Annotated in this window: 13 protein-coding genes; 4 read left to right on the forward strand and 9 right to left on the reverse strand. The window is 65.1% G+C overall.

The features are described 5' to 3' along the window. Window positions 1-110 precede the first annotated feature (110 nt). Window positions 111-764: a VC0807 family protein gene (locus ACZ60G_RS00305; protein WP_465805963.1), complete on the forward strand. Its 654-nt coding sequence runs from the start codon at window positions 111-113 to the stop codon at window positions 762-764. A 6-nt stretch (window positions 765-770) separates the two neighbouring features. Here the strand turns inward: ACZ60G_RS00305 and ACZ60G_RS00310 are convergent, their stop codons facing one another. Continuing rightward, window positions 771-1325 (reverse strand): PadR family transcriptional regulator, encoded by a 555-nt coding sequence (locus ACZ60G_RS00310; protein ID WP_465805965.1) that lies wholly within the window; start codon window positions 1323-1325, stop codon window positions 771-773. An 84-nt stretch (window positions 1326-1409) separates the two neighbouring features. On the opposite strand from ACZ60G_RS00310, the gene ACZ60G_RS00315 reads away from it, so the two are divergent. Next, window positions 1410-1814, forward strand: a complete 405-nt coding sequence (locus ACZ60G_RS00315) for a nuclear transport factor 2 family protein (protein WP_465805967.1) — start codon at window positions 1410-1412, stop codon at window positions 1812-1814. Here ACZ60G_RS00315 and ACZ60G_RS00320 read toward each other — a convergent pair. The 5 genes from ACZ60G_RS00320 to ACZ60G_RS00340 all read right to left on the reverse strand — a co-directional run bounded on the left by ACZ60G_RS00320 (window position 1808) and on the right by ACZ60G_RS00340 (window position 9619). Further along, on the reverse strand, window positions 1808-3235 hold the full coding sequence (locus ACZ60G_RS00320) for a lipase maturation factor family protein (RefSeq protein ID WP_465805969.1): 1428 nt from the start codon (window positions 3233-3235) through the stop codon (window positions 1808-1810). The two genes, ACZ60G_RS00315 and ACZ60G_RS00320, sit on opposite strands and share 7 nt — an antisense overlap. 18 nt (window positions 3236-3253) lie before the next feature. Then, window positions 3254-5599, reverse strand: a complete 2346-nt coding sequence (locus tag ACZ60G_RS00325) for a glycoside hydrolase family 65 protein (RefSeq protein WP_465805971.1) — start codon at window positions 5597-5599, stop codon at window positions 3254-3256. Then, window positions 5596-6360 (reverse strand): HAD family hydrolase, encoded by a 765-nt coding sequence (locus ACZ60G_RS00330; RefSeq protein ID WP_465805973.1) that lies wholly within the window; start codon window positions 6358-6360, stop codon window positions 5596-5598. The genes ACZ60G_RS00325 and ACZ60G_RS00330 overlap by 4 nt, the downstream gene beginning before the upstream one ends. 41 nt (window positions 6361-6401) lie before the next feature. Then, window positions 6402-7253: a MurR/RpiR family transcriptional regulator gene (locus ACZ60G_RS00335; protein WP_465805975.1), complete on the reverse strand. Its 852-nt coding sequence runs from the start codon at window positions 7251-7253 to the stop codon at window positions 6402-6404. 173 nt (window positions 7254-7426) lie between these two features. Continuing rightward, complete coding sequence (locus ACZ60G_RS00340) at window positions 7427-9619, reverse strand: hypothetical protein (RefSeq protein ID WP_465805977.1); 2193 nt, start codon at window positions 9617-9619, stop codon at window positions 7427-7429. 169 nt (window positions 9620-9788) lie between these two features. Here ACZ60G_RS00340 and ACZ60G_RS00345 point away from each other — a divergent pair, with 169 nt between their 5' ends. Then, window positions 9789-10022, forward strand: a complete 234-nt coding sequence (locus ACZ60G_RS00345) for a hypothetical protein (protein WP_465805979.1) — start codon at window positions 9789-9791, stop codon at window positions 10020-10022. 41 nt (window positions 10023-10063) lie between these two features. Here the strand turns inward: ACZ60G_RS00345 and ACZ60G_RS00350 are convergent, their stop codons facing one another. From ACZ60G_RS00350 to ACZ60G_RS00360, 3 genes are all read right to left on the reverse strand, one after another. Further along, window positions 10064-11638, reverse strand: a complete 1575-nt coding sequence (locus ACZ60G_RS00350) for an FAD-dependent monooxygenase (protein ID WP_465805981.1) — start codon at window positions 11636-11638, stop codon at window positions 10064-10066. Window positions 11639-11751: 113 nt separating this feature from the next. Further along, window positions 11752-12852 (reverse strand): NAD(P)H-dependent amine dehydrogenase family protein, encoded by a 1101-nt coding sequence (locus ACZ60G_RS00355; RefSeq protein WP_465805983.1) that lies wholly within the window; start codon window positions 12850-12852, stop codon window positions 11752-11754. Then, window positions 12849-13865: a Rieske 2Fe-2S domain-containing protein gene (locus ACZ60G_RS00360; RefSeq protein WP_465805985.1), complete on the reverse strand. Its 1017-nt coding sequence runs from the start codon at window positions 13863-13865 to the stop codon at window positions 12849-12851. Before ACZ60G_RS00360 ends, ACZ60G_RS00355 begins: the two co-directional genes overlap by 4 nt. Window positions 13866-14071: 206 nt before the next feature. Here ACZ60G_RS00360 and ACZ60G_RS00365 point away from each other — a divergent pair, with 206 nt between their 5' ends. Further along, window positions 14072-14644 (forward strand): TetR/AcrR family transcriptional regulator, encoded by a 573-nt coding sequence (locus ACZ60G_RS00365; RefSeq protein WP_465806701.1) that lies wholly within the window; start codon window positions 14072-14074, stop codon window positions 14642-14644. Window positions 14645-14743: the final 99 nt, after the last annotated feature.

Consider the following 14743-nt stretch of genomic DNA (forward strand, 5'->3'; position numbering starts at 1 on the left):
GACAGTTGTCATGCCGGACCCGTGATGGTTGGCAGATTCGTAGCCGAGCGCCGATCCGTAACGTCATTTCGCGTAGTGCACAGCCGAATCACCAGCTAGGAGCACCCGTAATGACGACCACCGCACAGCCCGCGGCGGAGCCGACCGCCGCGCCGCGCTTCAGCTTGATCCGCGAATCGGCCCCGATCGCCCGCGATGTCGCGGTGCCCATCGGCGCGTACTTCCTGCTGACCGGCCTCGGCTACAGCGACTTCACCGGCCTGCTCGCAGGCACCCTGTTCTCGGGTGCGGTGCTGATCATCGAGACGATCCGAACGCGGCGCCTCGAGCCGTTCGCCGCGATCATGCTCGGCGTCTTCGCCTTCGGTCTGATCGGTTCGCTCATCAGCGGCGATCCCCGCATGATGATCGTCAAGGATTCCGCGGGCACCGCGATCGTCGGTATCGCCTTCCTGATCAGCACCGTGGTCGGCAAACCGCTGACCTACCTGTCCGCGCGCAAGGCACTCGCGGCCGCCGGACCGGCCGAACTCGCCGAATTCGAGGCGTCCTACCAGGCGAACCCGGCCAAGCGCCGCGGCTTCAGCACCCTGGCCATGGCCTGGGGTGTCGGCCTTGTCGCCGAAGCCACGGTCCGCGTCCTGCTGGCCTACCAACTCCCCATCCACACCATGGCCTGGCTCTCGCCGGTCCTATCGGTCATCTTCTTCACCCCGCTGATCGCCCTCAGCGTCCGCTTCGTCAAGCGCGCCCGCCGCGCCTGACTCCCGCTACTTCCGCCGCCGGTCCTGATATCCGGGGTCGGCGGCGAGGTCCTCCCAGAACTCGAGATAGGCCTGTTCGTGCAGAATGCCGAGCCGCAGAAGGCGCGCACGCGAGAGCGCGCGCACCTTGTCGCTCGCGTCGATATCGGCGTACAGCGATCGGTACAACTCGAGCAGGCGACGATGCTCCGCGGCCTCACTGTTCGCCAGTGCCACCACATCGCCCGGAGCGCCCAGATCCGCGAAGAAGAGCTTGAGCTGCGCCGGATCCCGCGTCTCGGCGGGTGGGCTCTGCGGATCGGCGAGCCAGCGCTTCAGTTCGGCCCTTCCCTCGGCCGTCAGATGGAAGAGTCGACGCCGCCGCCCACCCTGCTCGGTTTCCTCGTCGAGTAGGCCCTGTTCGGCCAGGCGCACGGGAATCCGATAGAGCTGCGCGTGCGGCACCGGCCAGAAGTAGTCGACGCTTTCCTCGAGACGGGCCTTCAGCTCGTAGGGCGTGAGCGGTCCGTGCCGGGCGATGAGCCCCAGCACGATGTGGTCCTGCGGCCCCAGATCCGCCATGGCTCCTCCATCTCATTGACACCGTCTCACCGAGACTATAAGTTAGTGCCATAGAGACCGTATCAATGAGACTATTGAGGAGTTATGGTGCGTGACTTGGGCATCACCCTGTTCGACGAATGGACCGCGATGTGGAACGGCGACCTGCCGCTCGCGAACAAGATCATGGCCCCCGAATTCACCCTCCGCTATGCCCAGCCGGGCGCGAGCGAGTACGACACAATCCGCGACCCACAGACCCTGGCCGCCAAGGTCGCCGGATTCCGCGCGCAGCGTCCCGGAATCCGATTCACCACCCAGGGCGAGCCGGTCGTCGAAATGGATGACACCCGAACGGGGTTCGTGGCCAGGCCGTACGGTGCGGCGTTCACCGGACCGGATGGCGAGCAGGTCGAGGTGAGCGGCACCGATATCCTGCGCGTCACCGCTGGGCTGATCACCGAGGTCTGGTCGGCCTCCGGCGGCCCCGCCGGCCGTAGCTACTACTGACTCAGCGCCATCGGCGGGAGGTACTCACCGACCAGGGTGCGCCGCCACAGCATGTGCTCCTGCTGGAGTTCGGCGCGAGTTGCAAAGCGATACAGGTAGATTCGCGCCCGCACATATGTCGGTGGCGAGTCGGGGAAGGGGCAGCTGCGCAGTAGTCGCAGCGTCGCAGGGTCGTTGCGCAGCAGTCGCTCGACGAAGGCGAGCAACCAGCTACGGGCGTAGGACGGGGAGATCGCGGCGAACCACATCAGCCAGTCCAGCCTGAGGTGATACGGCGCCCATTGCCGTGGCCATCGGCGCGGATCCCCCGGCTTACCCTTGAACTCGTACTCCCGCCACAATGTCTGGTCGGTGATCTCCTCCTCGTCGGTGCCCTCGAACACCACCTCCTCGCGGGTGCGGCCGATACTGCCGAACGCGCCGTAGGTATTGACCAGGTGCAAGGGGTTGAAGGAGGCATTCATCCGCTGCTGGCGCGAAAGCAGATTGCGGGCGGGCCAGTAGCTCAGCAACACCACCACGACGGTGCACGCGAGCACCAGACCGGCGAACCACGGTGGCGCCCCGGACATAGACGGCGGGTCCGGCACGGGCAGTATCGCTTTCGCCGAGGACACATCGATCACGGTGGTGGCCAATACGATCGTCACCCAGTTCAACCAGGCGAAGTTGCCGGAAAGCACCAGCCACAGCTGCGTGACGATGATGAACGCGGCGGCCACGCTCGCTACCGGCTGCGGCGCGAAAAGTCCCCAGGGCACAACGAGTTGGGCGAAGTGGTTGGCCGCCACTTCCACCCGATGCAGCGGTTTGGGCAGGCGGTGGAAGAACCAGCTGAGCGGGCCGGGCATCGGCTGGGTCTCGTGGTGGTAGTACAGGCAGGTCAGATCGCGCCAGCAGGAATCGCCACGCATCTTGATCAGACCGGCGCCGAACTCCACCCGGAACAGCAGCCACCGCGCCAACCACAACACCAGCACCGGCGGCGCGACCCGATCATTGCCGAGGAAGATCGCCAGGAATCCGGCCTCCAGCAGCAGCGACTCCCATCCGAACGCATACCACGCCTGCCCCACATTGACGATCGACAGGTACAGCGCCCACAGCACCGCCCACATCAGCATCGCCGCCCACAGCGGCACCAGATTCAGCGCACCCGCCACCACCGCGGCCGATAGTGCGGCACCGGACCACGCGATCACGGCGAAGAACCGGTCCGAATAGTGGAAATGAAAGATGCTGGGCGCCCGGCGAAATTCGACCCGCCGGACGAAACGGGGCACCGGCAACATCCCCTTCGCGCCGATGAGTGCCCGGAACTGCCGCGCCGCCGCGACGAAGGCGATCAGATAGATGACGGCCAGACCGTGCTGGAAAACCAGTCTGCCCAACCAGTACTCGGATTCGGTGAACGATGGCATGCCCGCTCCTTCGTACCGCTACCCCCGCCGATACGGCGCCCGCCCCTCGGGTAGCAATGGCTCGGGTCGATCGGATTGCCGTGGAATCGGCAGCGTCACCGCGACATTGCCGAGCGTCGTAAAGCGACCGTGATGACACAGGACGACCGAAGCTCCGGACAGCAATCGGTAAGTCGCGGAATCGCCGGTGATCTCGACGGCTATACCACTGCCGCGCCAGATGATCCGGAATGCCAGGCGCTCGATATTCGCGGGAAGTCGTGGTGCGAAACTCAATTCACCACCGTGGTCACGCATGCCGCCGAAGCCGAAGACGCAGCAGAGCCATGCTCCGGCGAGTGAGGCCATATGCAGGCCGTTGGCGACATTGTGATGCAGATCGTGCAGGTCGGTCAGTGCGGCTTCGGCGAAATAGTCGAAGGCGAGCGAGAGGTGGCCGACCTCGGCGGCCATGATGGACTGGCCGGCGGCCGACAGCGAGGAATCGCGGACGGTCAATGCCTCGTAGTAATCGAAGTTGCGTGCCTTCTGCTCGGAGGTAAAAGCGTCGGGGCACAAGTACATTGCCAAGCTCAGGTCGGCCTGTTTGACGACCTGCTTGCGATACAGATCGAAGTACGGGTAGTGCAGCATCAGCGGATACTTCTCCGGCGGAGTCGCGGCGAAGTCCCAGCGGGCATGTTCGGTGAAGCCCTCGGATTGCTCATGCACCCCCAGTTCCTCGTTATAGGGCAGGTACATACATTTGGCGCGATCGCGCCAGCCGCGGATCTCCTCCGCGTCGACCGCCAACCGCTCGGCGATATCCGGTTGGCGCACACAGGCTTCGGCGGCTTCGTCGAGGTTCCGCTGCGCCATCAGATTCGTATAGATGTTGTTGTCGGCGAGTGCGGAGTATTCGTCGGGACCGGTCACGCCGTCGATCCGGAAGTTCCCCGCCGTGTCGTAATGGCCCTGGCTCACCCACGAGCGCGCGGTCTCCACCAAAAGCTCGACACCGCAGCCTCTTTCGAAATGCTCATCGCCGGTCGCGGCGAGATATCGGACCACCGCATCGGCGATATCGGCATTGACGTGCACCGCCGCCGTACCGGTCGGCCAGTAGCCGGAACCCTCGTCGCCGTTGATGGAGCGCCACGGGAACATCGCTCCGGTGTGGCCGAGTTCGTGTGCGCGCTGACGGGCCCGGTCGAGGGTGGCGTGCCGCCAACGCAATGCGTCGCCCGCCGCCACCGGCATCGTGTAGGTCAATACCGGCAATACGAAAGTCTCGGTGTCCCAGAATGAATGGCCGTCATAGCCCGGCCCGGTCAGCCCCTTGGACGGTATCGCGCGGGTCTCACCGCGTGCACCCGCCTGCAGTACGTGGAACAGCGCGAATCGGACGGCCTGCTGGAGTTCCGGATCCCCGTCGATCTCGATGTCGGCGGTGGACCAGAAGTTGTCCAGGTACTCGCGCTGCCTGGCCAGCAACGTATCCCAGCCGGTCTCCAGGCCCGCGGCCAATGCCGCGTCCACTTGGGCCCGCAGCGCCGGTACCGAGCGTCGACTCGACCATCCGTAGCCGAGATACTTCGTCAACCGCACGCGCTGGCCCTTCGCGACATCGACCGCGATCGTCAAGCGCGCCAGATCCTCCTCGGCGTGCACACCACAACGCGGGGTCGCGTCGACCTCGAGTTCGTGGTCCATAGCCGCGGCCATGTGCAGCCCGGAGCGCCGGGTGTGGTGGACGAGCACCGCGGCGAAATCGCGGGCCGCGCAGAAGTCCGCCACCAGTGGGTGGTCGAGTGCGGCGGCGAGCCGAGGATCGTTGTGCGAGGTCGGCACCGGTTCATTGGCAAGCAGATCCGATTGGATGACCAGTTCGAGATCGTCGTCGAGCGGTTCGACCTCGTAACGGATCGCGGCCAGGGCGCGTTCGGTGAACGACACCAGCCGCTCCGAGCGGATGCGTACGCACCGACCGGTCGGCGAGGTCCAGACCGTGTTGCGCCGCAGCGTGCCAGACCGGAAGTCCAGTACCCGTTCGTGTTCGACGGCCTCGCCGTAGCGCATATCCATCGGCTCGTCCTCGACGAGCAGCCGGATGATCTTCCCGTCGGTCACATTGACGAGGGTCTGACCCTCCTCCGGATAGCCGTATCCCGCTTCGGCATAAGGCAATTGGCGTTTCTCGTAGAAGCCGTTGAGGTAGGTCCCCGGCTTGCCGACCGGCTCCCCCTCCTCAAAAGTGCCGCGCAGCCCGAGATGTCCGTTGGCGAGCGCGAAGATCGACTCGGTTCGGTGCAATGCCTCGAGATCCAGTCCACACCAACGCAAGTGCCATGGCGCGATCTCGAAGCCACGGCAGTCGATAGTCATTGCGGTGGCCCGAGCTCGGCCAGATCGGTGACGACCACATCCGCACCCGCCCGACGCAATGCCTCAGCCTGCGTGCCATCACGCACTCGATCGACGCCGACCACATATCCGAAGTCCGCGGCCCGACCGGCCGTCACCCCGGCGATGGCATCCTCGAACGCCGCGGCCTGTTCCGGCTTGGCGTCCAGTGCCTCCGCGGCCGCGAGAAATGCGTCCGGCGCGGGTTTGCCGCGCAGGCCGCGGCCGGCGATCTCGACCCCGTCGATACACACATCGACGAATCGGGTCAGATCCGCGACCGCCAACACCTCATGGGCATTCGCCGAAGCGGTAACCACACCCGTCCGCAACCCGGCCGCGCGTGCCCCGTTCAGATAGGCCAGCGACCCCGGATAGACATGCACCCCGTCGCGTTCGAGGAACGACAGGAGCAGCCGATTCTTCCGATTACCGAGCCCCTGCACGGTCGGCTCCCCCTCCCCCGCATCGGGTTCCCCCTCCGGCAGCGTGATCCCGCGCGACTTCAGGAACTCCCGGATACCGTCCGCCCGCGAGCGGCCGTCCACGTAGCCCAGATAGTCCGCATCGGTGAACGGGTGGAACGGGCCGGGGCTGCGACCGGCCAGAAACTCGTCGAAGACCGCCTTCCACGCCCGCCGGTGCACCGCCGCGGTATCGGTCAACACACCGTCGAGGTCGAACAGCGCCACCGAGATCGTTTCGGGCAATCCGAGCCCCCGGAGATCATGGCTTGGCGTCATACCCCAGCGGTACCCGGGGACAGCACCGGCAAACGGCGCGACTAGTCGAGCAATTGATCGTCGAGGATGTCGGTATCGGCACCGACGGATCCCAGGCGCATCGCGACGGCGGTGACCAGGGCGTGCACCAGGGCGGTGAAGGCGGTCAGGGAGCGCAGAACGGTGAGCGAGCCGGTCCCGGTATAGAAGGTCACATCGGCGATGCGGGCCAGCGGGGAGGACGCGTCATCGGTCAGTGCGATGGTGGTGGCGCCGCGGCGGCGTGCCGATTCGACCGCACGGACGGTGTCACTGCTATAGCGCCGGATCGATACCGCGATGAGTGCGTCGCCGGGTCCGATATCGCGCAGTTCGTCGGTCAGCACCCGGGCGGTCGCCCCGAGCTGGCGGACCCGGTGGCGCACCAGTTGCAGCTGGTAGGTGGCGGCATAGGCGATCGCGAGACAGCGACGCAGCCCGATGACGTGCACGGTCGAGGCATGCGCCAGCGTCTCGACCGCCCGATCCCAGTCGCCGCGATCGATCCGCGCGAAGGTACGGGACATATTGTTGGTGTCGTATTCGGTTATCGCGGTGAAGAACTCGTCGTTCGAGCTCGGCGGTGGCGCGTCGGCGGGTCTACGCACCAGATACGCCTCGGCGGCGAGTTGTCTGCGGCAGAGTTGGACCAGGCCCGGATAACCGGGTAGCCCCAGCATGGTCGCGAAACGCACCAGCGAGGAACGGTGCACGCCCGCGAGTTCGGCGCTCTGGCCGATGCTGCGGAATGCGGTTCCCTCCGGATCGTCCAATACCAGCCTGGCTATGCGCTGTTGGCCATCGGCCAGTTCGGGCAGGCGCTGCTGCAGGAGGGCGCGTAGTTCCTGATAGGTGGTGGGAGCGCTGTCCTGCACGGTGAGCCTCGCGATTATTCGGGGTACTCGAACGATAGGCCGTCACAATAACTGACGGCCTGTCTGGTTCTAGTGCCCCCGGGCAATCACGTTCAACCCACAGGTTTCTCGAAGGCTTGGGGTCTATGCGAATGGATCTCCTTGTCGAGCGGCGAGGTGGCATGCACGCCCGCCTACGAAGACCATGGGTTGGGTCCGCCATTCGGATCGAAGGCGTTGAAGTTGGCCAGTTGCCGGGTCGACCGCTGCAACGCCTGAAGAAGAATCGGGTCGTTCTGCTGATGGTAGTAGTTCGTGGCCGCTTCCTGGTGCTCGAGCGCCAGTCGCCGTCCGATGTGTTGGCGAGTGTCGCGCCCGACGTTGCGCCATTCGTCCGGGGTGATGGTTCTGAGCTGATGTTCGTTGCTGTTCATGACCCGCTGCACGAACTGGTGATCTACGGCGTTCGGGTTCATCGGTGCAGTGGAGTGCCGCACGAAGTTGTCCGCAGCGACCACGGCCTGCGACGCGAAGGCCGGCAGCGCGGCGACGCCCTGATGGTTCTCCACCGCGTACCCTGCGGCGAGCGCCTTCTGTAAGGGCGCGAAGCCGTTCGGGTTGTAGTCTTTCATGCTGGCCTTCTGGACGGCCAACGCGCGCTGGGCATCGATCACCTGCTGATCGGTCGCACCCATCGCCAGCAGAATCGGAGCGATCATCGAGTCCGGGACCTTGCTATCGCCCAGACCGTCCAGAACATTTCCGACACCGAGAGCGGACCTGATTCCGCCGCCTATTCCATCCAACCGCCCGGCGGCCTTGACCCGCCAGTTCCCGCGGCCAGCGTGGTTGTACTCCTGCAATTGCCGCACCATCGGCGAGACGGCGATGTTGTTGAGATCCATCCGCTTCTTCCTGCGCGACAGCGGGTTCAAGGGGGCCACCGTGGCACCAAGGAGCCACGCGGTCGCGGGCGACGCATTGATCGTGTTCAGCATGCCCATCCCGGACATCAGGCCGCCGTGCAGCGAACCGCCGGCCCGAGCATCACCCATGCCGAGTGCCGATCCCCCGCCACCTCCACCCCCGGGCCGCGCTCCAGACCCCTGAATCGCCAGCGCGAACCGGTTGGCGATCCAGTCGTTACCCCGGCTGAGGCTGCGGTTCAGGCGTTTGAGCTGGGAGATGGCGACTATCTCGACGGTGCCGGCGATGACGATCACCGCCATGGTCTGTCCCTTCGCCTGCGCGAACAGATTGCCCATGAACAGCACGTAGATGCCGAGGAAGATGGTGTACGCGGTCATTCGGCCCGCCGCGACAATGCTGTCGACGAGATTGCGGACCAGAAAGGTCTGCGTCGGTCCGTAGACGAATCCGCCTGCGGCGAAACCGAATATCGACATGAACCCGTGGTAGATCGCGTCCAGTGCCGCCTTGATGACCCTGATGCCGAGCACCACCGCGAAGGCCAACAGGATGCCGCCGCAGATCAAGAGCATCAGACCGGTACCGACCTGACCCATGGTCGGATTCTGGGCTTTGGCGTAGGCGGCGGAATCACCGCAGCTCTGCATGCCCTTGCGGACCCGTTCGTCATCGCCCGCGGTCATCCCCGTGGACCAGACCGACCGGCAGGCCGGTTGCTCGTCGACCACATGCCCGAAATTCCACACCTGCACCGGGCGGCGGGCGAAGTTGTCCGCCAGATCGCGCTGCATGGTCGTCACCAGTTGGTTCGGATTCGGGTTGTTGTTGCCGTTCAGCCCGGCCGCGACCGAAATTCCCAAATCCCTGCCCTTGGCGAGCAATCCGTCCGAGGACAGCACATCGCCGAGTGGCTCAGCCAGGAATACCGGACCGAGCACCGCGACACCGAGCATCGTGACGATCTGCAGCATCGCCTTGGCGTGATAGCCACGCAACCAGAACCAGGCGACGCAGAACGCGCCGATCGTAGCGGCCGTGATCAGCAGCATCGGTGTCGCGATCTGACCGGTCAGCCGATCCGCGACGCCGGTCAATGCCGAGCCGAACATATTGAGCCACTGGAAGCTCAGCGCATTGCCGATCAACCAGATCGCGGTCGTCACGATGGCGATATAGCCGATGAATTCGAAGCCGAGGATCGCCCAGAGGATCGTCGAGCCCGGGTCCAGCACCCCGCCGTGGTCGGTCGCGAAGGCGTAGTTCGCCAGCGGCACCCCGGACGAATCGCGGATATGCATCCAGCTGAGGCCGTCGATTTCGGAGACACCGCTGCCGGTCGCCACGGCCAGGTACTGCGCATTGGCCACCGCGCCGACGAGTCCGGGAAAGACGAATAGGACGAAGATGACGGCCAGCACCAAGCCGACGCGTCGCCGCCAACGAATTGCATGGGACATACCGGGGCGCGGACAGCACCCCTTCGGATCCTCGGATCCCCACCTCGGCCGGACCGGCCGCCTCTTCGACCGTCTGGCCATGCCCCTCAGCATGACGCAACTAATGTTGCGTGGCAACACTTTTAGGAAACCGACTGTTCATCTGCCGTCCACCGCCGGAATGGAACGCGTGGCAACATCGGAGATCGTTTCGAGTCCGGTTCCACAGGCACCCAAGGGATTTCCGCTCGCGGGGCACGTGTTGCCGCTGATGCGGGATCCGCTGGGATTCCTCGCATCGTTGCCGTCGGGCGGCGACGGGGCGGCGCGGATACGGCTCGGCCCGTTCGGTGCGGTGCTGGTGTGCGATCCGGGATCGACCCAACAGATGTTGCGCGACGACACTGCTCCCGCTGGTGGGTGACAGCGGGAGCAGTGTCAGTTCATCTCGCTGACGCCGGTCGATCAGCCGTGCTGATCGACCGGCGTTTTCAGGGGTGCGCCGAACCAGTCGGACAGCGCCGCGCGCAGCGCGGGCTCGGCGGTGTCGGTCGGCTCGTCGATGGTTGCGGCCCAGGCGACGTAAGCGTCCGGGCGGATCAGCAGAGCGTCGGCCGGACGGTGATCGGTTTCGGCGGTGTGGATTTCGACGCGATGCTGCCAGTCGCGGGCGATCTCGCGCAGCTCCGGCCGATCGGCGAGGACGAGCAGGATCGGTCGTGCGGTGTGCATGAGTTCCGCGACACTGGTGGCGCCTTGGTCGGTGTACAGGGTGAGGTCGGGTGCGAAGGCGCCGGTCAAGGGGTGTTCGTTGGGATTGGGTAGCGGGTAGCGGATATCGGTGCCCGCGATGAGCGCTCCCACACGGCGCAATGGCTGCTCGTCGAGAAGCAGTTCCTGGAAGACCTGCCGCAGCGCTTCGGCGGCCGGATCTTGTCCGCGCCGCAATGCCACCTGGGCCCGAGTGTGCAGCAGTGTCCGCGCGCCGGCGAGGTGGCGTTCGTCGTGGTAGCTGTCCAGCAGACCGTCCGGCGCCCAGCCCTCGATGTCGGCGGCCAGTTTCCAGGCCAGGTTGACCGTGTCGAGCATGCCCGCATTGATCGCCACACCCGTGGCGGGGAACAGGTGGGCCGCATCGCCGGCCAGCAGGATCCGTCCGGCGCGGTACCGTTCGGCCAGTCGATCCTTGAAGGTGAAGCGCGACAGCCGAATCGGTTCTCCCAGTGGTAGATCCGCGCCGAGCACCCGGCGGACACTGTCCTGGAACTCGGCCAGGGTCATCGGTTCGTCGTCGTCGTATTCGGTGGACTCGTCTTCGGTGGTGAAGAGCCCGAGCAGTCCGGGGGTGGTCGACCCGTTCGCGAACATACCTCGGTCTGTCTGCGTGAATCCCGCACGGATCGTGCCGAACCCAGGGACATCGAGGTCACCGTTGTCGAGCACGGTCACCGAATCGTGCACGGTGACCTGGACCAGCCGGTTGACCTCCGGATATGTGGTGCCGGGGAATGCGATGCCCGCCATATCGCGGATCCGGCTGTGCCCACCGTCGCAGCCCACCAGGTATCGGGCGGTCACTCGGTACGGTCCGTCCGGCCCGTGCACGTCCGCGGTGACCGTGGCGTCGTCCTGGCTCACCCCGACCACCTCGTGTCCACGGTGGATGTCTACGCCCAGTTCGGTGACCCGTTCGGCGAGCACACCCTCCAACCGCTGCTGTGGCAGCGGCAGCGCGTGCAGCGGTGGATCAGGCAGGCGCGTCAAGTCCACGTGCACACCGCCGAACGGGAAGCGGGGAGCCGGGATGGGGTCGGTATTGGCTGCTTCACAGCGTTCCAGCAGGCCGCGATAGCGCAGCAGTTCCAGGATCCGCCCGCCGATACCACCGGCCTTCGGGATGTCTCGGGGCTGCGACTTGCGCTCCAACACCAGCGGTCGCATACCGCTCAGACGCAGCTCGGCGGCCAGCATCAACCCGGTCGGGCCCGCACCCACGATGATCACATCGGTGTCGGTCACATGCATTCGGTTATTTCCCATCTCACGCAGGTTCTGGCCTCGGCCAGCGATTCTGCAGCACGACCCGGGTCTTGCCGCAATCCCCCCGGTGCGTTATAAGTTGAGAAGGGAAATGAGTGGGTGCGCCCCGTTTCCTAGTCGCGGGGGTTTTTGAACCGACCGGCGAATCCGCGCAGCGGGAGGTCCGCACTGGTCAGCAGTCCCGGCGGGGCGGCGACAACGGACGCGATCGCGTTGAGTGCGGGCAATCCGGTGACGGTCATGCCGATCGAGGCGAAATTGTCCGGGTTGGCGAGGTCGACGCCGGGCTTCGGGAGAATCATGTGCTTGTTGTAAATGCACGGATCGCCCTTGATCCGAGTTATGTAGCAGCCCTTGATATTCCAGCTCGGGTCGGTGTGCGGGGTCATCTGCCACTCCAGATGCGTCTCGATCCTCGCAACGCCGTCGACCATGCCCTGGTACTTGATGTGATTACCGCCGAGCGAGCCCTTCGGCAGCCGGTACCAGCCCAGGTCGACATCCTTGGTGCAGGCGCCGAGTTCATAGGTGAACTTCACCTCGTCGAGTTCCAGACCGAAGCAGTCGGCCATCATCAGCACGCTGTCGGCGAAGACGCTGGTGTATTTCTCCAGCTTGCCGGGGATGCTCGGGTCGTCGACAGGTGACCCGTAGCCGACCTCGATCCAGGTCTCCTTCGAGTGGTGGCACGACACGTCGACGGATTCGAGGGTGATGATGCTCTCGATATCGGCGACGTCGGCGGAACACACCACACCGAGGATCTGGTTCAGGCCGGGGTTCATGCCGGTGCCGTAGAAGGTCGAGCCACCCTTCGCGCACGCCGCGCTCAGGAGCTGGGTCACCGGCTTACCCGACGGATGCGGGTGGTTGGTGTCGCGATGCCAACCGGTGATCCAGTCCGCGGTGGTGACGATGTCGATGCCCGCTTCGAGCACCTGGACATAGAGGTCCTCGTCGGGGAATACGCCGTGGAAGGTGAGCACATCGGGTGCGGCGGCGATGATCTCGTCGACCGAGCCGGTCGCGATGACGCCGTTCGGTGCCAGACCGGCGATCTCGCCGGCGTCGCGGCCGATCTTCTCCGGTGTGTAGCAATGCAATCCGATGAGTTCGAGATCCGGATGGTTGCCGATTCGTTTGATCATCTCGGTTCCGACATTGCCGGTGGCGACTTGGAACACCCGGATCGGCGCTTTGGTCGGTGCGTTCATTGATGCCTGCTTTTCTGGATGCGTTGATCGTGGGTCGGGATCGGGTAGAACTGCTCGGCCCAGGTGCGGATGGCGGTGAAGCCCTCGTACTCACTTCCGGACAGTGCCGGTGGATCCGAGTAGCGCTGGTGCTGCCAGATATCGACGTCCTGGGTGAACTGGCGAATGACCTCTTGGGCGAACGCCTGGGCTCTCTGCTCGGCCTTCGCCGGATCAGAGCTGGGCCGACGGCCGATGTACACGCTGAAACGAACATCGCAGGTGCTGTCGTCGACCGGGGTGACCGCCGTAATGGTCCGGTTGTCCACCATGCCCCAACTCTTGGTCACCGCGACGCCCAGTCCGCCGTTGATCGCCTCGACGCCACTGTTGACATCCTCGATGGACTGCCCGTCATCGCCTTCGAAGGTGATGGTGAAGTCGACGTAGGACACCGGCTCGTCGAAGTCGTGCCGGGTGAATACCGGCACGATCGGCGTCTGGTGCACGAACTTGAAATGCGCGAAGTCGACACCGTTTTCGAGCACGTACTGCGGATGAAGTTCCAGTCGCTCGCGGAACAGAGTGGCCTGCGGGTAGTAGTCGGCCGAACTGCTGTCGTCGCCGAATCCGGTGAATATGTCGGGCACTTCGAAAAAGGGTGCGCGACCGTCGACGTCGTGCCAGATGTAGACCGATTCGTTGCGCTCGACGACCGGGTGGGTACGGATGCGCCTACCCCGATTGGGATGTTTCTCGTACGGAATGCAGACGTTGCGGCCCTCGTGGTTCCACTGCCAGCCGTGGAACGGGCATTCGATGACATCGCCCTCGACATGACCGCCGAATCCGAGATGAGCGCCCAGATGCTCGCAGTAGGCATCCATCACCGTCAACAGGCCCGACTGTGCCCGCCATGCCACCAACTCCCGGCCGAAGTACGTCATCCGGTGGACCGCGCCGACGCCGATCTCGGCCGACCACGCGACTTGAAACCATCCCGTCGGCTTCATCGATAGTGGCGGTTTCGCCATCTCGGTGTCCTCTCCCGGCAGCGCCTGAATCACAGTGACTGCTGTGAAATTATCACAGCGGGTACTGTGAAACTATGAAAAACGGCTCGGCGGGCAGAGATTCGAACGTGGCCGGGTGCGCTCCACCAGCTAACATCTGGAAAGTGACCGACCGGGATGTCTATGCGCGACGCACGAATCGCCGTGGCGATGCCACCCGGGAGAACATGCTGAAAGCGGCGGTGAAATCGCTGGCCACCGGCGATCCGGGGGCGGTGTCGGCCAGCAAGATCGCCCGCGAGATCGGCGCCACCTGGGGCGCGGTCAAATATCAGTTCGGCGATAACGACGGACTCTGGGCCGCCGTGCTGCACTACACAGCCGAGCGGCGAGCCGACATGCTCACCTTCACCGACACCGCGGCCCCGCTTCGCCAGCGCGTCGCCGGCATCATCGACACCCTCTACGCGGGACTCACCTCCCCCGACTCCCGGGCAATCGAGAACCTACGTGCCGCGTTGCCGCGCGATCACACCGAACTCGAACAGCTCTACCCCCGCACCGCCGCCGAACTCGCATCCTGGGGCCGGGGTTGGCTCGAGACCTGCCAAAACGCCTTCGCAGACCTCGGCGTGGACCCGGCGCGCGTGGAGGAGATCGCAGCGCTCATCCCAGGCGCCATGCGCGGCATCAACTCCGAACGCCAACTCGGCACCTACTCCGACCTCGACAAGGCCCGGCGCGGACTCACCAACGCCATCGTCGCCTACCTCGAGGATTCGGGCCGATCGGCGGTTTGATCGGTTCCCCGAGCCGGATGGGGAGCCTGGCCACGGTTCCCGATATGCGCTCGAGCACCAACGAAAAACGGCCCGGAACATTTCTGTTCCGGGCCGTTT

The sequence above is a fragment of the Nocardia sp. NPDC102475 genome (genome assembly GCF_055584605.1).

Bases quoted from the DNA above. Each gene is read 5' to 3' on its own strand.
- ACZ60G_RS00320 (WP_465805969.1), bottom strand. From the start codon at position 3,235: ATGCCATCGTTCACCGAATCCGAGTACTGGTTGGGCAGACTGGTTTTC.
- ACZ60G_RS00360 (WP_465805985.1), bottom strand. From the start codon at position 13,865: ATGGCGAAACCGCCACTATCGATGAAGCCGACGGGATGGTTTCAAGTC.
- ACZ60G_RS00310 (WP_465805965.1), bottom strand. From the start codon at position 1,325: ATGGCGGATCTGGGGCCGCAGGACCACATCGTGCTGGGGCTCATCGCC.
- ACZ60G_RS00350 (WP_465805981.1), bottom strand. From the start codon at position 11,638: ATGGGAAATAACCGAATGCATGTGACCGACACCGATGTGATCATCGTG.
- ACZ60G_RS00305 (WP_465805963.1), top strand. From the start codon at position 111: ATGACGACCACCGCACAGCCCGCGGCGGAGCCGACCGCCGCGCCGCGC.
- ACZ60G_RS00355 (WP_465805983.1), bottom strand. From the start codon at position 12,852: ATGAACGCACCGACCAAAGCGCCGATCCGGGTGTTCCAAGTCGCCACC.
- ACZ60G_RS00330 (WP_465805973.1), bottom strand. From the start codon at position 6,360: ATGACGCCAAGCCATGATCTCCGGGGGCTCGGATTGCCCGAAACGATC.
- ACZ60G_RS00340 (WP_465805977.1), bottom strand. From the start codon at position 9,619: ATGTCCCATGCAATTCGTTGGCGGCGACGCGTCGGCTTGGTGCTGGCC.
- ACZ60G_RS00315 (WP_465805967.1), top strand. From the start codon at position 1,410: ATGGTGCGTGACTTGGGCATCACCCTGTTCGACGAATGGACCGCGATG.
- ACZ60G_RS00325 (WP_465805971.1), bottom strand. From the start codon at position 5,599: ATGACTATCGACTGCCGTGGCTTCGAGATCGCGCCATGGCACTTGCGT.
- ACZ60G_RS00365 (WP_465806701.1), top strand. From the start codon at position 14,072: ATGCTGAAAGCGGCGGTGAAATCGCTGGCCACCGGCGATCCGGGGGCG.